General features: G+C 55.0%; 16 protein-coding genes. 1 reads left to right on the plus strand and 15 read right to left on the minus strand.

What is annotated here, in order from left to right:
* Positions 1-2: 2 nt before the first annotated feature.
* The 6 genes from LK04_RS10600 to LK04_RS10625 all read right to left on the minus strand — a co-directional run bounded on the left by LK04_RS10600 (position 3) and on the right by LK04_RS10625 (position 5,882).
* Complete coding sequence (locus LK04_RS10600) at positions 3-800, minus strand: SDR family oxidoreductase (RefSeq protein ID WP_039328843.1); 798 nt, start codon at positions 798-800, stop codon at positions 3-5.
* A gap of 11 nt (positions 801-811) precedes the next feature.
* Positions 812-1,879 (minus strand): ABC transporter permease, encoded by a 1,068-nt coding sequence (locus LK04_RS10605; protein ID WP_039328841.1) that lies wholly within the window; start codon positions 1,877-1,879, stop codon positions 812-814.
* Between the two features lie 18 nt (positions 1,880-1,897).
* Positions 1,898-3,418 (minus strand): sugar ABC transporter ATP-binding protein, encoded by a 1,521-nt coding sequence (locus LK04_RS10610; RefSeq protein ID WP_058972356.1) that lies wholly within the window; start codon positions 3,416-3,418, stop codon positions 1,898-1,900.
* A gap of 9 nt (positions 3,419-3,427) precedes the next feature.
* A complete protein-coding gene (locus LK04_RS10615) occupies positions 3,428-4,039 on the minus strand; it encodes a DUF2291 family protein (protein ID WP_059109796.1) in 612 nt (203 codons plus the stop codon).
* 44 nt (positions 4,040-4,083) lie between these two features.
* On the minus strand, positions 4,084-5,019 hold the full coding sequence (locus LK04_RS10620; protein ID WP_039337540.1) for a D-ribose ABC transporter substrate-binding protein: 936 nt from the start codon (positions 5,017-5,019) through the stop codon (positions 4,084-4,086).
* Positions 5,020-5,084: 65 nt separating this feature from the next.
* Positions 5,085-5,882, minus strand: coding sequence for a GolD/DthD family dehydrogenase (locus tag LK04_RS10625; RefSeq protein ID WP_059109797.1), 798 nt, complete (start codon positions 5,880-5,882; stop codon positions 5,085-5,087).
* Between the two features lie 374 nt (positions 5,883-6,256).
* Between LK04_RS10625 and LK04_RS10630 the strand changes: the two genes are divergently transcribed.
* Entirely contained in the window at positions 6,257-7,078 is an 822-nt protein-coding gene (locus LK04_RS10630) for a DeoR/GlpR family DNA-binding transcription regulator (protein WP_059109798.1), read from the plus strand.
* 64 nt (positions 7,079-7,142) lie between these two features.
* On the opposite strand, the gene cheZ is transcribed toward LK04_RS10630, so the two are convergent.
* The 9 genes from cheZ to cheA form a co-directional block, all read right to left on the minus strand.
* Entirely contained in the window at positions 7,143-7,784 is a 642-nt protein-coding gene (gene cheZ / locus LK04_RS10635; RefSeq protein WP_039337377.1) for a protein phosphatase CheZ, read from the minus strand.
* A gap of 9 nt (positions 7,785-7,793) precedes the next feature.
* On the minus strand, positions 7,794-8,183 hold the full coding sequence (gene cheY / locus LK04_RS10640; RefSeq protein ID WP_007892562.1) for a chemotaxis response regulator CheY: 390 nt from the start codon (positions 8,181-8,183) through the stop codon (positions 7,794-7,796).
* A gap of 39 nt (positions 8,184-8,222) precedes the next feature.
* Positions 8,223-9,272 carry a protein-glutamate methylesterase/protein-glutamine glutaminase gene (locus tag LK04_RS10645; protein WP_039337374.1) on the minus strand — a complete coding sequence of 350 codons (1,050 nt, stop codon included), beginning with the start codon at positions 9,270-9,272 and terminating at the stop codon, positions 8,223-8,225.
* On the minus strand, positions 9,269-10,144 hold the full coding sequence (gene cheR, locus LK04_RS10650; RefSeq protein WP_039337373.1) for a protein-glutamate O-methyltransferase CheR: 876 nt from the start codon (positions 10,142-10,144) through the stop codon (positions 9,269-9,271). The genes LK04_RS10645 and cheR overlap by 4 nt, the downstream gene beginning before the upstream one ends.
* Positions 10,145-10,234: 90 nt before the next feature.
* Positions 10,235-11,914, minus strand: coding sequence for a methyl-accepting chemotaxis protein (locus LK04_RS10655; RefSeq protein ID WP_039337371.1), 1,680 nt, complete (start codon positions 11,912-11,914; stop codon positions 10,235-10,237).
* Between the two features lie 165 nt (positions 11,915-12,079).
* The gene (locus tag LK04_RS10660; protein WP_039337369.1) at positions 12,080-13,750 is read right to left on the minus strand and encodes a methyl-accepting chemotaxis protein; all 1,671 of its coding nucleotides are present in this window, start codon (positions 13,748-13,750) and stop codon (positions 12,080-12,082) included.
* A gap of 268 nt (positions 13,751-14,018) precedes the next feature.
* Positions 14,019-15,695, minus strand: a complete 1,677-nt coding sequence (locus LK04_RS10665) for a methyl-accepting chemotaxis protein (protein WP_039337366.1) — start codon at positions 15,693-15,695, stop codon at positions 14,019-14,021.
* A 168-nt stretch (positions 15,696-15,863) separates the two neighbouring features.
* The gene (gene cheW, locus LK04_RS10670) at positions 15,864-16,361 is read right to left on the minus strand and encodes a chemotaxis protein CheW (protein WP_039337364.1); all 498 of its coding nucleotides are present in this window, start codon (positions 16,359-16,361) and stop codon (positions 15,864-15,866) included.
* 22 nt (positions 16,362-16,383) lie between these two features.
* Positions 16,384-18,351, minus strand: coding sequence for a chemotaxis protein CheA (cheA, locus tag LK04_RS10675; RefSeq protein ID WP_197063388.1), 1,968 nt, complete (start codon positions 18,349-18,351; stop codon positions 16,384-16,386).
* Positions 18,352-18,356: the final 5 nt, after the last annotated feature.

Raw genomic sequence — 18,356 nt, forward strand, 5'->3', positions numbered from 1 at the left:
AATTAAGAGAAAATCAGCCCGCCATCCACATTAATAGTCTGCCCGGTGATATAGCGTGCATCGTCAGAAGCGAGGAAAGCCACCAGCCCGGCCACATCTTCGGGTTGGCCGGCGCGCTTCAGCGGGATATTTTCCACCCACTCGGCCATCAACTCTCCTTTACCGTACTGCTTTTTATCACTGCTGAGGATTTCCCCCCACACGCGGTCGTTGTAATCCCACATCTCGCTTTCAATAATGCCGGGACAGAAGGCATTGACGGTGATATGCCAGGGCGCTAATTCCAGCGCCAGGCTCTGGGTAATACCAATTACCCCCATTTTGCTGGCGGCGTAGTGCGGCGTGTAGATAAATCCCTGCCTTCCCTGCCCTGACGAGGTGTTGATCAAACTGCCGCTGCCCTGTTTCACCATGTACCTGGCCGCCTCGCGACAGCACAGCCAGACACCGGTGGTATTGACCGCCAAAATCTTTTCAAAGTCGCTTTTCGGCATCGCGTCAAAGCGATCAATGGTAATCACCCCGGCATTCTGGATTGAGACATCGATGGTGCCAAAGCGCTGTGCGGCCTGCTGATACAAGCGCTGCACGTCGGCCTCATCGGTGACATCCACCTGCAACGGTAAGATTTCACTGCCGAATTTTTCTTCAATCTCTTTTGCCGTGGTGAAGACCCGCTCTGAGTTTGACACCATCACCAGTTTTGCCCCATCGCGCGCAAAGCGGGCGGCGATGCCGGCCCCTATGCCACGGCATGCGCCGGTTATCACCACTGTCTTTCCACTAAAATCGCGTGTCATATTGCCTCCTGTTATCCATGCGTTGCTTCAGGCAGGGCGGCCGATTGCTGCTTTTTTTCATGTCTGCGCAGCAGCACCACCTTACTTTGTAATTTTTGCTGGAACTGATCGATGACCACGGCGGTGACAATCACCAGCCCTTTAATCACCATTTGCCAGAAATCGCTGACGCCCATCATCACCATGCCATCCGCGAGGAAGACGATGACAAAGGCACCGATTATCGAGCCTGATACACGACCTCGACCTCCCGCCAGCGCCGTCCCGCCCAATACCGTTGCCCCGATGGCATCCATCTCGAACATGTTGCCGGTCATCGGGTGTGCTGTTTGTAATTGCGAGGCGACGATCAGCCCCACCAGCGCGGCACACAGGCCTGAGAAGGCGTACACAAAGACTTTCACTTTGATGATTGGCACACCCGCCAAACGAGCAGCGGATTCATTGCCACCCGTGGCATAGATGTAGCGTCCCAGCGGTGTTTTTCGTGTCAGGTAGAGGCCCAGCAGTAAGAAGCCCACCATCAGCCAGATGGGGATATAAATACCTAACAGACTGCCAGAACCGAGAAAGGCAAAGCCGGTGTTGCCCAGTGCAGGCATGCCCACCAGATTGGCGTAAGTGCTGCCATCGTTAAACAACAGTGCCGCACCACGGGCGACGTACATCATCCCCAGCGTACAGATAAACGGCGCCACGCCGAGACGGGTGACCACCGCGCCGTTGATTAAACCCAGCACGATACCGAACAGCGCCACCACCAGAATCACTTCCGGGACATTAAAGAACAACGTATTGCCCCCCCACAGCGGCACACCATTGGTGAGTAACGCTCCGGCGACCATGCCGCAAATCCCCGCTACGGCACCCACCGAGAGGTCGATGCCGCCGGTGAGGATCACCAGCGTCATCCCGATCGCCAGTAAACCGGTGATGGCCACGTGCTGCGTCATAATCAGCAAATTGGAGGTGGTCAGGAAATTCGGCACCATAAAACTGAAAAAGCCGACCACGATCAGTAAGGCGATAAAGGTACGCGCCTTAAGTAAGTACATATAGAGCAGGTATTTCTGGTTCATCGGTTATTCTCCTGCGGCTCAATCATGCGGCGTCGAGGCGCTAATCAGGGCTTCACGTGTCGCCGCGCTGCGCGGTAAATCGGCGGTAATGCGGCCATCCGCCATCACCAGAATGCGATCGGCCAGTGCCATCACCTCGTCCAGTTCGGAAGAGGAGAACATCACCGCCAGACCCTGCTGTGCGAGGTTGCCAATCAGGTGGTAAACATCGGTTTTCGCCCCGACATCAATGCCGCGCGTTGGCTCGTCCAGCAACACCACCTGCGGGCCGGTCATCAATGCCTTACCCAACACCACTTTCTGCTGGTTGCCGCCGCTTAAGGAGGTGATTGGCAGTTCTGGGTCGCTGACCTTGATGGCGAGGTGGCCAATCATTTCATCCACCCGCGATTGCTCTTTTTGTGGGTTGAGCAGCCGCAAGGCGCGACGAAAACCGCGCAGGCTGAGGTCGCTCAAGGTCATGTTGGCGGTGATGGACATCAGCTGCACCACGCCTTCGGTCTGTCGATCTTCGGGAACTAAAGCGATGCCTTTTTTCAGCCGCTGCTGGAAGTTACTTTTATCCAGCGTGGCGCCATTGAGGCTGACGCTGCCGGACTGGCAATGCATCATGCCAATCAGCCCTTTAAACAGCTCAGTGCGTCCCGCCCCCAACAAGCCATAAATCCCGATCACCTCCCCTTTGCGCAGTGAAAACGACACATCATTCAGCTTGTAGCCGCCGTTCTGATGCAGCGCGGTCAGGCCGTTGACGTTCAATACGGTTTCACCCTGCGGGGCCGGTTGGTAATCGAAGTGTTTTTTCTTGTCGCCCACCATCTGTTCGATGATCCAGGGCACCGAGGCGTCACGCACGTCGCGCTCGCTGATAAAGCGTCCGTCACGAAAAATGGTGATGTGGTCACCAATCTCCATCAACTCTTCCAGCCGATGGGAAATGTAGATGATGGTGACACCGCGGCGTTTGAGCTGGTCAATGACGTTGAACAACACTTTCACTTCAGACTGGCTCAGGGCGCTGGTGGGTTCATCCATGATCAGCACGCGCGTGTCCTTCGACAGCGCCCGCGCGATCTCCACCAGTTGCTGATGACCGATGCCCAGTTCCCCTAAAGGCGCATAAGGATCGACATCCAGCTCCAGTCGCTCCAACAGGGATTTCGCCAGTGCGTACTGATACTTCTCGTTGATCACGCCACGCTGGAAAAACTCATTGGCAATAAAGATGTTGTCCATCACGTTCATGTTGGGGAACAGGTTCAGCTCCTGGAAAATAATGCTGATACCGTGTTTTTCCGCCTGATGCGTCGAGTTCAGCGTGACCACTTCGCCATCCAACAGGATGTCGCCCGAGGAAGGCGTTTCGACCCCCGCCAGCATCTTCATCATGGTGGATTTGCCCGCACCGTTCTCACCGATCAGCACATTCACTTTGTTGCGATAGACGCGGTAATTCACCTGATCGAGTGCCGTCACGCCGGGATAAATGCGTGACACATTGCGGGTCTCGATAATCACGTCCGATTGAGGATTCTGCATGCCCGCTCCTTACTGCCGGGTGATGGCAGCGGGCGTCACATTCGGCACCTGCTGTGGGATATCAAAACTGCTAAACACACCAGATATCTGAACTTTATCGCCCACCTTCGGCTTGAAGTTATTCATCATGGTGGCCGCTTGTTGGTTTATCGCGCGGCTGTAATCACCGAACAGCACCTGATCGTTGAAATCCTGATAGCTCGCCCCTTTATAGGCATCACGCAGAACCGTGCCTGGGAAAATCGGGCCGATTTGTACCGTCACATCGTCACCGGAGACATCCTTCACGGTCATGCGGCCGTTACGTGACGTGGTGTTGACTGCCGTCACTTCGCCACTCACCTTGACACTGAATACGCAGGGGTTCTCCTCCTGCGAACGGTAGCCATAGGTTTTACAGGCGCTGTCAAAATCGTTGGTCGATTTCAAGGCATTCAGCAGCTCAGCGACCGGTTTCGCATCATGCTCGACCTGCGGTACCAGTTTTTGCTGCCAGGTCTGTGCAATGTTGTCCATCTTAGGATTCGGGGGATTTTTCAGGTCGGCCAGCTCCTGCTGCGACACAATGCGGCAACCGCTAAGGATCACGACAGGAAGCAGTAACCAGAGTCGTTTGTGCATCATTTACTCCTGGACGCCCGCAATGCGGGCGTACCGATGATTAATTACGACTTGTAGTTAAAGTCCTGTACGCCTTTGGCATTGTCTGGGGTAATCAAGATGCCGCGGAACATCACGCGCTGTTTCTCTGGCTTGACGCCTTTCTGGATAAAGTTGTCGAGGTCCGTCACTCCCTGCGCGGCAATGGCTTGCGCCTGTAACATCACAGTGGCTTTCAGATCGCCTTTTTCCACCGCATCACGCTCATCATTACTGCCATCAATGCCCACTACCGTCACATCGGTGCGGCCTGCAGCTTTCAGCGCGGCAATCGCACCTAATGCCACCGGACCGTTGCCGCAAATCACCCCTTTCACATCGGGATGCGCCTGCAGGATGCTGTCCATGATGCGCTTGCCATCAATCAGGGTGCCTTTAGCATCCTGACGCGCCACGCTTTTCATGTCGGGGTACTGGTCCAGCACCTGGTGGAAGGATTTAGAACGCGTCACGCAGTTGTTGTCAGCAAGGTTACAGGTCAACTCGGCATAGCTGCCCTTCTCGCCCATTTTCTCAACAAATACGTTGGCGACATCGGAACCGGCCTGGAAGTTATTGTGCGTGATTTGTACCAGCGCCACGTCATCCACCGGGATTTCACGGTTGATCAGCACCACCGGAATACCGGCATCTTTCGCTTTTTTGATGGCGGCTACGCTGGCGGTTGAGTCAGCGTTATCCAGTACGATCCCCTGCACTTTTTTACCGATAGCGGCATCGATCAACTCACTTTGTTTTTTCACATCTTCGCCGTGCGACAACACGCTGGTTTTATAGCCAAGCTCTTGTGCTTTGAGGTTGGCACCTTTGGCTTCGGAGGCGTAATAAGGGTTATCAAGGGAGTTAACCAGAATCATGATCGTGCCTTTATCGGCAGCGAAACTGGCTTGAGCAAACAGGCAACTGGCAATGGCGGTGAACAGCAGGGTACGTTTTTTCATCTTCGTGTTCTCTCATTGTTTTGTCGTTATGGTAGGGGTGAGGCCTTACTGGTGCTGGCGCGGTGTTACCAGATGGTGAAACCGCCATCGATCATTAAATCTGCGCCGGTGATCATGTCGCTGCCGTTGCTGGCGAAAAACAGTACGGCGGCGGCGATTTCATCGGTGTAAGCAAAGCGGCCTAAAGGGATCAGTTTTTTCATCTGCTCGCCCTTCTCACCGCGCCAGGCTTTTTCCCCCATCGGCGTCAGTACCACGGTGGGTGACAGGGTGTTGACGTTGATGCGATGCGGCGCGAACTCTTTCGCCATCACTTTGGTCATGCCGAGCAGGCCGGCTTTTGCGGAGGTGTAAGCCACGTGATTATCAATAGCGATAGACGCAGCCTGAGAGGCGATATTGATGATTTTGCCGCCCTTACCGGCGCGTACCATGCGCTTGCCCGCCGCCTGTGAACAGAGGAAAGGGCCGGTGAGGTTAACGGCTATCTGCTTTTGCCATTCGGCAACGTCGGTTTCCAGTACCGGCTGCAACATCACATAGCCGGCGCAGTTCACCAGAATATCGATGTGGCCGTAGTGCTGTTCAACCTGTTCAAAGGCCGCCTCGACAGACGCAGCGTCAGTCACATCACAGCACACCAGCAGCACGCTATCGGCGGAGAACTGATCTTGCACTGCCGCCACTTTGTCACTTTCGAAAGGCGGGTATAGCAGTGCCAGCCTTGCCCCTTTCTCCAGCAACATGGCGTTACTCGCCATGGCAATCCCACCCAGCCCGCCAGTGACCACCGCCACTTTGCCGGTTAAATCCAGGTCGGTGTTTACGCCGTAGCGCAGGTTGACATCGTATTCCCCACTCATCCTCTCTCTCCTGTGCGTGCCCGGCAGCTCTGATAATGTCTGGCCGTGTGAGTACATGGCTTTATTGATTTTCGAACAAAAATATAAGCTATCGTTTCGCAATGGTTTGTGGAGGAGATCAAATTTCATACAAATGATGTGAATTAATTTTACATAACTGTTTTTATTGAAAATAATAAATGACTGTCATTTTTGATATAGAAATATCGGCTGCAGCGGCAATGAGAAATCAATCGCATGGCTTTATCTTATTTTCATTCGAAAATGTACATTTGTGCAGGTTGCCTCGCAAATCCTCAAGGCGCAGAGTAAAATCATCACGGGTTTTCTTATGGGCAAAACCAGACCGTGATTGGAAAGAGGGAGCATTTCGATTGAAAAGCAAAACTGAGCAGTTGGCTGATATGCAACAGCGCCGTGAGAAGATCCTGGAGATGATCCGTGAAGACGGCACCGTCACGGTAAAAGCCTTGACCGATACTTTTGGCCTGACCGAAGCCACCATCCGTACCGATTTACGCATGTTGCAAAAGGCCGGGCACGTTCAGCGCTATCACGGTGGTGCCACCCTCATGACCGGAAAACAGAATACGGGTGCACTGCTACTGGAACGTCAGACGCATCTCGAAGAAAAAGAAGCCATTGGCCGCCTGGCGGCGCAGCATGTGGAAAATGGCGACACGGTGATTTTCGATTCCGGTACCACCACCACCGCGATTGCTGAGGCGATTGGGCATATCCGTCGTTTATCAGTGATCACCACGGCGGTGAATATCGCACTGAAGCTTGGTGGGGAGCCCGGCATAAACATCCTTTTGACGGGAGGCACCTTTAAGTTCCCGACGCTCTCCACCTCAGGGGAAAAAGCCGCCTCCTTCTTCGAGAACGTGCTGGCAGAGAAACTGTTTCTCGCCACCGCCTGCATCTCGCCACGCCTCGGCCTCAGCTTCCCGAGTGAAACCGATATCAAAGTCAAAATGGCGATGATCAACTCAGCCAGTACGGTTTACGTGGTGGCGGACTCCAGCAAAATCGATAAGGTGTCGATGTTTGCGCTGCCGTGCGAATGGAGCAAGATTCATTATTTGATCACGGACAGCGGGATTACTGCCACTCAGATTGCCGCATTTGAGGCGTTGGGTGTGCAGGTGTTGGTGGCAGGTGTTGAAGAGATGAAAAAGCGCGCCGTATTTTAACGGCGGCTGACGAAAATGGGCCGTGTTATGGCCTGTTGGGGCGGCCAGCTGACCGCCCGCCGCATCAGAACCCTAAGCTATCCAGCAGGTCATCAACCTGGTCCTGGTTCGCCACCACACCGGGTGCGTTGGCGTGGATCTGCGGACCATTCAGCAGACTGCTGGCATCTTTACGCGCCGCTGCATTGGCTTCTGGCATATTCTCCAGTAGCACCATCAGCAGTTGACGTTCGATCTCCTGGATCACATCCATCATGCGCTTGATTACCTGACCGGTCAGGTCCTGGAAATCCTGCGCCATCATGATTTCCAACAATTGCTTGTTGGTATAAGACGTGTGCCCCGGTACGTCGGTCAAAAATTGACGCGTATCCGAAACCAACTCACGCGCATCAGTCAGTTCAATCGGATTTTCAAACCACGCATCCCAACGGCCTTTCAGCTGGTTGGCGCTGGATTCCATTTGGTCCTGGTGTGGCTGCGCAGCTTCTACGCAGTTCAGCGCACGTTCTGCCGCTTGCGCCGTCATTTGCACCACGTAATCCAGACGGTCACGCGCGTCCGGAATGGCTTCCGCCGCTTCGGCAATCGCCTGGTCTAACCCCAATTCGCGCAGGCTGTCACGCAACATGCGCGTCAGCGAGCCGATACGGGTAATAATGTCGTGTGCCGAGGCTTCTTCGGTTGGTTTCGGAAGGTCGCTCATCACATCTCCTTACATACCCAGTTTTTCGAAAATTTTGCCCAATTTCTCTTCGAGTGTTGCCGCAGTAAATGGCTTCACGACGTATCCGCTGGCACCGGCTTGTGCGGCTGCGATGATGTTCTCTTTCTTGGCTTCTGCCGTCACCATCAGCACCGGCAGTTTGCTCAATGCGGCATCGGCACGAATCGTCTGCAGCAGTTCCAGACCATCCATGTTTGGCATATTCCAGTCAGAGACGACAAAATCAAAGCCGCCAGCACGCAGTTTGGTCAGCGCATCAACACCGTCTTCTGCTTCTTCAACGTTATTGAACCCCAGCTCCTTCAGCAGGTTACGCACGATACGACGCATCGTGTTGAAATCGTCCACCACCAAAAAGCGCATATTTTTATCAGCCATATCTACTCCTGTGTTGTCTTGTCCGGCAGGACCGGCTCGTTAAATTCGCAATGCCTGTCCGGCGCTAATTTTCGCCAGCATATGCTGGCTGATGTGTCCTAAATCGACGACTTCACTGGTGCCGCCCATCGCAATCGCTTCGCGCGGCATACCAAATACGACGCAGCTGGCTTCGTCCTGCGCGATGGTCCAGGCACCCGCGCGATGCATTTCCAGCATCCCGGCGGCACCGTCATTCCCCATCCCGGTCAGAATCACGCCCACTGCATTTCGTCCTGCATGAACCGCAACCGAGCGAAACAGCACGTCAACTGACGGCTTATGGCGGTTCACTGGCGGTCCATCATTAAGTTTCACCACGTAGTTTGCGCCACTGCGGCCTAACTCCATGTGCATCGCCCCGGGTGCGATGTAGGCATGTCCGGGCAAAATACGCTCGCCGTCTTCTGCCTCTTTCACGGTGATCTGGCACAGCTTGTTCAGACGCTCGGCAAAGGAACGCGTGAATCCCGGTGGCATATGTTGCGTGATCAGCAGTGCTGGGCTGGTGGCAGGCAGCGGTTGAAGCACATGGCGAATTGCCTCTGTGCCGCCGGTTGACGATCCGATGGCAATCAGTTTTTCACTACTCAGTAACGGACCGGCTTTCAGCGTCACCTGGGCTGGCGTAGCAGGCCGCGCATGCAATTTCGCCCGCGCCGCGGCACGAATTTTGTCAGCGATCATCTGGCTGTAGGCCAGCATGCCCTCACGAATGCCTAACTGCGGCTTGGTGACAAAATCCACCGCACCTAATTCCAGTGCGCGCAGGGTGACTTCCGAACCTTTTCCGGTCAGCGAAGAGACCATCACCACCGGCATCGGGCGCAGACGCATCAGCTTCTCAAGGAAGTCGAGGCCATCCATACGCGGCATTTCCACATCCAGCGTCAGCACCTGTGGGTTGTACTGTTTGATTAAATCCCGCGCCACCAGGGGGTCCGGTGCCGTCGCGACCATCTCCATATCGGCATGGCTATTGATGATCTCGGTCATCAACTGGCGCATTAACGCAGAGTCATCCACGCACATTACGGTGATTTTGCTCATCGTCTTTCCTTGGTCAATCCATAGACTGTCTGTCCACGCAGCCAGAACTCTTTACTGATCTGGCTGAAGTTCTCTGAATGGCCGGCAAACAACAAGCCGCCCGGCTTCAGCAGGGGAACGAAACGGCGCAAGATTTTCTCCTGCGTCTCTTTATCAAAATAGATCATCACGTTACGACAGAATATTGCGTCGAACGGACCCGGCAACGCCCAGTCGTTAGCCAATAGGTTCAACTGCGAGTAATTCACCATGCCAGCCAGCTCAGAGCGCACACGCACCATGCCTTCATGTGGCCCGGTGCCGCGCAGGAAAAAGCGCTGCAGCTGTGATTGCGACAAGGTGCGCAGCTCTTCCTGGCGATAGACACCCGCCACGGCCTTTTCCAATACTTGCGTATCGATGTCGCTGGCGTGCACCTGGAATTTACCCGGTCCGGTGCCTAGCGTTTCCGCCAGCGTCATGGCGATGGAGTACGGCTCTTCGCCGGTTGAGGCGGCGGTACTCCACACGCTGTAACTGCCACTGCGCTTACGCGCATGATCCGCGAGGATCGGGAAATGGTGCGCCTCGCGGAAAAATGAGGTCAGGTTGGTGGTCAGCGCGTTGATAAACGCCTGCCACTCAGCACTGTTCTGGTCTTGCTCCAGCAACGCCAGATAACGACCAAAATCATCAATATTCAGCATGCGCAAACGGCGCACTAAGCGGTTGTAAACCATCTCCCGCTTATGATCGGCCAGCACAATACCTGCGCGCTGATAGATCAGCTGGCTGATACGACGAAAATGAGTATCTGAGAGCGGCAGGCGCTGCACCATTTGCGAGAGCAGCGTTGTCGCTTCACTTTGATCCAATAACGTCGATTTCTTCATGTCAGGTCACCCGGCAACAAACTGATTAAATTGTGATACTGCGGTTACTGCTGTGCTGCCAGTTGGGCCGCCTTGCGGCGGCCACTCGGATTAAAAGGTTTCCCAGTTTTCGTCCGCGTTACGTGTACCTGCCGGTTGCGCCAGCGCTTTTGGCGCGGCTGAACGCAAAATTTTTGGCGCTGTAGTTACGTTAACGGCCTGAGCGACAAATTCTTTACCAATATTGAACACGGCAACCGACTGTTTCAGTCGGCTGGCCTGATCTTCCAGTGCCGCCGCTGCCGTCGCGGACTCTTCCACCAGCGCGGCGTTCTGCTGAGTAACCCGATCCATTTCGTTCACCGCTAAGCCAACCTGGTCGATCCCGCGGCTCTGCTCATCAGACGCAGAGGCGATTTCACCCATGATGTCGGTCACACGCGTGACGGCATTAACGATGTTGGTCATGGTTTCGCCGGCGCTTTCTACCAGCACCGAACCGGTGTTCACGCGGCTCACCGAATCCTCAATCAGACCTTTGATCTCTTTTGCTGCCTGGGCGCTGCGTTGTGCCAGGCTGCGCACTTCGCCCGCGACCACCGCAAAACCACGGCCCTGTTCACCGGCACGCGCGGCTTCAACCGCGGCGTTCAGCGCCAGGATATTGGTCTGGAAGGCGATGCCATCAATGACGCTGATAATGTCGGCAATTTTCTTCGAGCTACCGGTGATCTCTTTCATGGTGGTGACCACGCCATCGACCACTTTGCCGCCGTGCTGCGCCGTTTCTGAGGCGGTCAGCGCCAGCTGTGAAGCCTGACGGGCGTTTTCGGCGTTCTGTTTCACCGTGGCGGTTAACTGCTCCATGCTGGCGGCAGTCTCTTCAAGCGAAGCTGCCTGCTGCTCGGTGCGAGAGGAGAGATCGTTGTTGCCCATGGCGATTTCACTGGCGCCGGTATAGATGGCGTCTGAACCATCACGCACGGTACGCACGGTGTTAGACAGCTCCTGCTGCATATGCTGGAGCGAGCTGAGCAATTCGCCCATCTCGTTACGCATGCTGACATCAATCTGCTGCGTGAGATCACCACGCGCGATATGGCGGATATGCTCAATACTCTGTTTCAGAGGACGGATCAGCACGTTACGCATGCCATTCCACACCAGCAGAATCACCAGGAAGGTCACCAGCAACGTGCCAAGTACCAGCATGATAGAGTGTTGATAAGCGCTTTCGTTGGCATCGATACCCTGCTTGGCCAACACCATGTTATTAGCGAGCCAGGCGTTGTAATCGGTTTCAAACTTATTCTGGAAACCCTGCGTCGGCTGGTCGACGAAACCTTTGAAATTTCCTGCACCCAGGAAATCAATCAGCTCAGCCAGTGCACCACGGAAGGCTTTATAGTTCGCCTGTAACGTCAGCACGTTTTCGGCAGACTTGCCTTTTTCAGACAAGTTGGCGTTGAACTCAGCAAACCCTTTGTCAGCGGTTTGTAACTCCTCATTGGCCAGTGCCACCAGTTCTTTCACGGTCGCGCCTGAGCCAGCCTGCTGGCTGTCCAGCAGATAGCGGATCCCTGCACGGTTCAGCGTGTTACGCGCCTGAACCAGTGATACCCAAGAGGTGCCCATTGCCCGTTGCAGCGTGCTGAGACGCTGGTTGTAAGCAAAATTCTCTTTATCGGCTTTCACCGTGGTAAAAAACATCCCTCCGGAAAACAGCTGCAGCAAGGCAAACAAGGCCAGCACACACAACAGCCCGGAAACGACTCGAATACGACTAAACATAAACACCTCATTGGTTGGCGGATCGCTCCTGTTATCGGCCTTCGCGGGGGATCTTTACGGATGATGTGACGGGTTGGACCAGCGGGAATTAGGGAGGAATCGGGATAAATTGGCTTTAGGGGGTAGATAAGCGGGAGAGGGGTAGATTCCCCCCTCCCTCAACGCTTAAAACGTTTCCCAGTGGCTGTCACTCACCGGTGCTGTCACTGCTTTACGTGGTGTTTTCACCGCTTGCGGCGCGATCTGAGGATGACGCACCACCACCTCTGCTTGCGCAGCACGCGGCACGCGGAAGACCGCCACCGACTGGCTCAGTCGGCTGGCCTGCTCTTCCAGTGAAGCCGCAGCAGCAGCGGACTCTTCCACCAACGAAGCGTTCTGTTGTGTCACGCGGTCCATCTCAGTGACGGCCTGACCGACCTGATCGATTCCCCGGCTCTGTTCATCAGAGGCTGAAGCAATCTCGCCCATGATATCGGTGACGCGAGTGACCGCCCCGACGATATCGTTCATGGTTTCACCGGCGGTGCCCACCAGCTGTGAACCGCTATTGACGCGGTTGACCGAATCTTCAATCAATCCTTTGATCTCTTTGGCGGCCTGGGCACTGCGCTGCGCCAGATTACGCACTTCACCCGCCACCACGGCAAATCCACGCCCCTGCTCACCCGCACGCGCAGCTTCAACCGCGGCGTTGAGCGCCAGGATGTTAGTCTGGAAGGCAATACCGTCGATCACGCTGATAATATCGGCGATTTTTTTCGAACTGCCTGCAATGTCATGCATGGTACGCACCACCCCATCGACCACTTCGCCGCCTTTACGTGCCGTATCCGAAGCGCTCAGTGCCAACTGCGATGCCTGACGGGCATTTTCCGCATTTTGTTTCACGGTAGCAGTCAACTGCTCCATGCTGGCTGCCGTCTGCTCCAGCGAGGCCGCTTGCTCTTCGGTACGCGCAGAGAGGTCGTTATTACCCGCTGAGATTTCACTCGCCCCGGTAAAGATGGCATCGGAACCGTCACGCACGTTGCTGACGGTTCGTACCAGCGACTGCTGCATCTCATGCAGGCTGGCCGCCAGCTGGCTCATCTCATTGCGCCCTTCCACTGTGATGTTCTGCGTCAGATCGCCAGAAGCGATATGGCGAATATGCCCCAGCAGCTGATGCAGCGGTTGGATCAGCACGCTACGCAAGCCAAACCAGCAGCCGACAATGACAAACACCACCACCAGTGCAACAAACGCCAGCAGCCACATCATGGTGTGGAAGGCACGCTGGTTCTGCGCCACGCCTTCCGCCGCCAGAGCGCTCTGTGCGGTGCGCCACTCGGCATAAGTCGCTTTCATCTTCACCTGTTTGGCTTCGATATTCTGATCAAACATACCCTGCAGGTCGTTGGCTTTTAGACGTTCCAGCATCGCTTTTAAGCCATCGTTAAACGCCGCGTAGTCCGCTTCCAGTCGGTCGCGCAACGCGTCCGGTAAACCTGGCGTGCCCGGCAGATCGTAATACCGCTGATAGTGCCCTGCGGCGACATCCAGCTGTTTTTCCGTCTGCGCAATCAGCGCCTGAAGCTGACCGCCGTTGGACTGTGCCGCCATAGTGCCCTGCATGCGCAGCATGGCGCGGTTCAATACGGTACGGGTCTGGTTGAGCTCAATCCAGGCATCGGACATCGCGCCAACATTATTGGTGGAGGTCTGCGCGACGGCAAACGCCTCTTTATCTTTCTGTAAAGCAGACCAGAACAGCCCGCCCGACAGTAACTGCAAAGCGCCAAACACCAGCAAGACGGTGATAAGGCTGGTGACGACATTAATTCGTTTTAACATGGGTTCTCCAGAGGATGATGCGTTTCGGCTTCCGCTGTTATCGACCGCAGTTGTTAAAATTTGAGGGGCTTTAACGGCTTTTACGAAATATAATTCTGCCAATAAGTTTCTTTACAGAGTTTTATAACTAAAGAAATTGTCATTAAAAAAAATGCGCCTTTACCGCAGGAGCGATAAAAGCGCATCGTGGTTATCTATTCTTAGCCAGGCTATAACCTGCCGTCTGTAGGGTGCGGCACTTGTGCCGTCCGCCTACTCCCGCAATCGGTTAGAAGGTTTCCCAGTTGCTGTCACTTACAGGTGCAGTCACGGCCTTACGCGGCGCACTTAACACAGGTGGCGCAATCTGTGGATGACGAACCACAGCGCCGGCCACTGCAGGCTGTGCTGCGCGCGCAACCTTGAACACCGCCACAGACTGGCTCAGGCGGCTGGCCTGCTCTTCCAGTGAGGCGGCTGCGGCGGCAGACTCTTCCACTAGCGAAGCATTCTGCTGTGTCACGCGATCCATTTCGGTGACCGCCTGGCCGACCTGGTCGATACCGCGACTCTGCTCATCCGATGCAGAGGCGATCTCGCCCATAATGTCGGTTACACGCGTCACCGCACTGACGATTTCACTCATGGTGTCACCCGCGGTGCCCACCAGCTCAGAGCCGCTGTTGACACGACTTACCGAGTCTTCAATCAGGCTCTTAATCTCTTTCGCGGCTTGTGCACTGCGCTGTGCCAGGTTACGAACTTCACCCGCGACCACGGCAAAACCACGCCCCTGCTCACCGGCACGGGCCGCTTCAACCGCCGCGTTTAGCGCCAGAATATTGGTCTGGAAAGCGATGCCATCAATCACGCTGATGATATCGGCAATTTTCTTCGAGCTACCGGCGATATCGCTCATGGTACGCACGACGCCAGCCACCACATTGCCGCCCTTCTGTGCCGTTTCGGACGCGCTGAGTGCCAGCTGCGATGCCTGTCGGGCATTTTCGGCGTTCTGTTTCACCGTTGCGGTGAGCTGCTCCATGCTGGCAGCGGTCTGCTCCAGCGATGCCGCCTGCTCTTCAGTACGTGCAGAGAGGTCATTGTTACCCGCTGAGATTTCACTGGCACCGGTGAAGATGGCGTCAGAACCATCACGCACGTTGCTGACAGTGCGCACCAGCGACTGCTGCATATCATGCAAACTGGTGGCTAACTGCGTCATCTCATTGCGACCTTCAATCGCGATGGTCTGCGTCAGATCGCCCTGCGCAATATGTTGGATGTGCTGAATATTGTCGTTGAGCGGCTTAATCAATACCTTGCGTAAGCCGACCCAGCACAGCGCAATCACGGCAATCACCACTACCATCACGGCACCCAGCAACCACATCATATGCTGGTAAGCCGATACGTTAGCTTGCACACCGGCTTCGGTCAGACGATCCTGATCGGCACGCCACTGGCTGTAATCTTTCAGGAACGCACTCTGGCTTGGTGCCACCGGTGCTTTACCGGCCAGCACCAGATCTTTTGCCAGCAGCGCGTCCTGCATCTGGCTCAGTGCACTGGCATAAGCGGTGTAAGTCTGATCCAGATGCTGATTCAGCTCGACGTCCTGTCCCGGTGTATCCGGAATCGCTTTAAACTCCTGGTAGTGATTCGCTGCACTTTTCTGAAACGCCTTGCTGTCGTCATACAGGCCAGCAATATCTGGCTCAGTACCGTTCAGTTTGCTGGTGGCCATACGCAACTGAATGCGGGTTAACACCACACGGCTCTGGTTGAGACTCATGTAGGCATCGTTGATGGCAGCCGTGTTTTTACTCGCCAGCTGTGAAACGTTGAAACTAGTTTTGTCATCACTCAGCGCTTTGAAAAACAGCGAGCCGGATGCCAGTTGCAGAAAACCAAACACCAATAGCACCAGCAATAAACTGGTGACAACACGGATTTTTGTAAACATAGTTTGCCCTGGAAAAAGAAGAAAAATGACGCAGTTCAGTTATCGACCCATGGCGAGGAATATTGAGAGTAAATGTAGGGGCTTTTGGATTTTTTTTGTTGAATTACAAGTAATTAATTTAGGTTGGTGATGATAACGGGCCACAGAGAAGCGGCCCGTTTGGGGGCATTACGCGCTACGCAGTGTATCCACCAGCGCCATCTCTTCGCTGCTCAGCAGCTTTTCGATGTCGACCAGAATCAGCATACGCTCACCCAGCGCACCCAGCCCGGTCAGGTATTCAGTGGACATGGTCACCGCGAATTCCGGCGCTGGGCGAATCTGATCCTGCGTCAGAGACAGCACGTCAGACACGCCATCTACCACGATACCGACCACACGGTGTTCGAGATTCAGGACGATCACCACGGTGTTCTCGTTATATTCCACATCCTGCTGCGCAAACTTCACGCGCAGATCGATGATAGGCACGATCACGCCACGCAGGTTGGTCACACCTTTGATGAACTCTGGGGTGTTGGCGATGCGCGTTACCTGATCGTAACCGCGAATCTCCTGCACTTTCAGAATATCGATGCCGTACTCTTCGTCACCCAGAGTGAAAACTAAGAATTCCTGGCCCACGGTTTCGCCAGCGATTTTGGTCACGGTTGCCATGTCAGTCATTTTTTTGCCCTTTAATTATCTATTACGCTGCGGCACCGGCCACACGCTTTTCACGGTTTAACGATTGCAGTGCAGAGACATCCACAATCAGCGCCACGCTGCCATCGCCGAGGATGGTGGCAGCAGAAATGCCCGGCACTTTGCGATAGTTGCTTTCCAGGTTCTTCACCACCACCTGATGCTGACCAATCAACTGATCGACCAGCAGTGCATAACGGCGGCCTGCGCTTTGCAGAATCACCACAATGCCTTGGGTGGCATCGGTTTTGGCGTTCTGCACTTCAAACACGTTCCACAGCTCAACCAGCGGCAAGTATTCGCCACGCACTTCCAGCACGCGCTCGCCACCGGCCAGCGGTTTCAGTTCTTCTGCGGTAGGCTGCAGTGACTCCATCACGGCGTTGAGCGGCAGAATGAAGACCTCATCTGCGACGCGGACTGACATGCCGTCCAGAATCGCCAGCGTCAGCGGCAGCAGGATGCGGATGGTGGTGCCTTTGCCTTGCTTCGAGGAGATCTCGACGTGTCCGCCCATCTCCTGAATATTCCGCTTCACCACGTCCATACCCACGCCACGACCGGATACATCGGTGACCTGCTCAGCGGTAGAGAAGCCTGGCGCGAAGATCAACATGCCGACTTCTTCATCGCTCATGTTCTCGCTAACCGGCAAGCCTGAAGACATAGCCTTGGCCAGAATGCGCTCGCGGTTCAATCCGGCACCGTCATCTATCACTTCGATGCAGATGTTGCCGCCCTGATGTTCCGCTGACAGCGTCAGGTTACCGACGCCCGTTTTGTTAGCAGCCAGACGTTTCTCTGGGGTTTCGATACCGTGGTCGAGACTGTTACGCACCAGGTGCGTTAACGGATCGATGATGCGTTCAATCAGGCTCTTATCCAGTTCGGTGGAGCTGCCGAGCAGCGTCAGTTCCACTTCTTTACCCAATTTGCTGGCCAGGTCACGCACCAGACGAGGGAAGCGACTGAAGACATACTCCATTGGCATCATACGAATCGACATCACGGACTCTTGCAGGTCACGGGCATTACGCTCCAACTGGCCCATGCTATTCAGCAGGTCGCCATGTGCCACCGGGTCCAGTGCGCCTGAGCGCTGCGCCAGCATCGATTGGGTAATAACCAATTCGCCGACCAGGTTGATCAACTGATCGACCTTCTCAACCGCAACACGGATGCTGCTGGATTCGCTAGCTTTTGCTGGTGCGGCCGCGCGTTTCGCTTCGCGTTTAGCGGGCGGCGTAATATCTGTCACGGTGGCGGTGTGTTCGGCCACTGGTACCACTTTCGCCTCGGCTGGCGCTTCTGCTACTGCGCCCTCAGGGAACTGAATCTGCGCTTCATCCAGTACAAAGCACAGCACCGCGACGATGTCATCTTTGCCCACGCCATCAACGGTGGCTTCCAGCGTGTTCGCGCCCTTCACTACGTTGCTGACGGTACCCAAGTTGCCAAGCTCTTCCAGCATCAACTCAGGCTCTTTCTCTTTCAAATCCACCAGTTTTAAGCGCAGACCGGCCGCTGCAACAGGGGCGGCGATTTCCACCACTTCGGCCACTTTCGGTGCTTCCGGCGCTATGCCTTTGGCTTCCAGCGCCAACTGACGCAGTGCTTCGCAGATGTATTTAAAGCTTTCTGCATTCGGTTCCTGCGCCGTTTTATAGGCATCGAGCTGTTCTTGCATAATATCTTTGGTTTCCAAAAACAGGTTGATGATGTCGGTGCTCAGCTGCATTTCGCCGCGGCGCGCACCATCCAGAATGTTTTCCAGGATGTGGGTGGTTTCCTGTAAAACCGTAAAGCCAAATGTACCGGCTCCGCCCTTGATGGAGTGGGCGGCGCGGAAGATGGCATTCAACTGCTCGGAATCGGGCTCCTGGGGATCCAATCCCAACAGGTGTTGCTCCATATCCGCTAACAGCTCATCGGCTTCATCAAAAAACGTCTGGTAAAAATCGCTGATGTCCATGCTCA

This window comes from Pantoea vagans (assembly GCF_001506165.1).
Taxonomy (GTDB): domain Bacteria; phylum Pseudomonadota; class Gammaproteobacteria; order Enterobacterales; family Enterobacteriaceae; genus Pantoea; species Pantoea vagans_C.

Coding starts and splice junctions, on each gene's coding strand:
- LK04_RS10600 (WP_039328843.1), bottom strand. CDS start 800: ATGACACGCGATTTTAGTGGAAAGACAGTGGTGATAACCGGCGCATGC.
- LK04_RS10605 (WP_039328841.1), bottom strand. CDS start 1,879: ATGAACCAGAAATACCTGCTCTATATGTACTTACTTAAGGCGCGTACC.
- LK04_RS10610 (WP_058972356.1), bottom strand. CDS start 3,418: ATGCAGAATCCTCAATCGGACGTGATTATCGAGACCCGCAATGTGTCA.
- LK04_RS10615 (WP_059109796.1), bottom strand. CDS start 4,039: ATGCACAAACGACTCTGGTTACTGCTTCCTGTCGTGATCCTTAGCGGT.
- LK04_RS10620 (WP_039337540.1), bottom strand. CDS start 5,019: ATGAAAAAACGTACCCTGCTGTTCACCGCCATTGCCAGTTGCCTGTTT.
- LK04_RS10625 (WP_059109797.1), bottom strand. CDS start 5,882: ATGAGTGGGGAATACGATGTCAACCTGCGCTACGGCGTAAACACCGAC.
- cheZ (WP_039337377.1), bottom strand. CDS start 7,784: ATGAGCGACCTTCCGAAACCAACCGAAGAAGCCTCGGCACACGACATT.
- cheY (WP_007892562.1), bottom strand. CDS start 8,183: ATGGCTGATAAAAATATGCGCTTTTTGGTGGTGGACGATTTCAACACG.
- LK04_RS10645 (WP_039337374.1), bottom strand. CDS start 9,272: ATGAGCAAAATCACCGTAATGTGCGTGGATGACTCTGCGTTAATGCGC.
- cheR (WP_039337373.1), bottom strand. CDS start 10,144: ATGAAGAAATCGACGTTATTGGATCAAAGTGAAGCGACAACGCTGCTC.
- LK04_RS10655 (WP_039337371.1), bottom strand. CDS start 11,914: ATGTTTAGTCGTATTCGAGTCGTTTCCGGGCTGTTGTGTGTGCTGGCC.
- LK04_RS10660 (WP_039337369.1), bottom strand. CDS start 13,750: ATGTTAAAACGAATTAATGTCGTCACCAGCCTTATCACCGTCTTGCTG.
- LK04_RS10665 (WP_039337366.1), bottom strand. CDS start 15,695: ATGTTTACAAAAATCCGTGTTGTCACCAGTTTATTGCTGGTGCTATTG.
- cheW (WP_039337364.1), bottom strand. CDS start 16,361: ATGACTGACATGGCAACCGTGACCAAAATCGCTGGCGAAACCGTGGGC.
- cheA (WP_197063388.1), bottom strand. CDS start 18,351: ATGGACATCAGCGATTTTTACCAGACGTTTTTTGATGAAGCCGATGAG.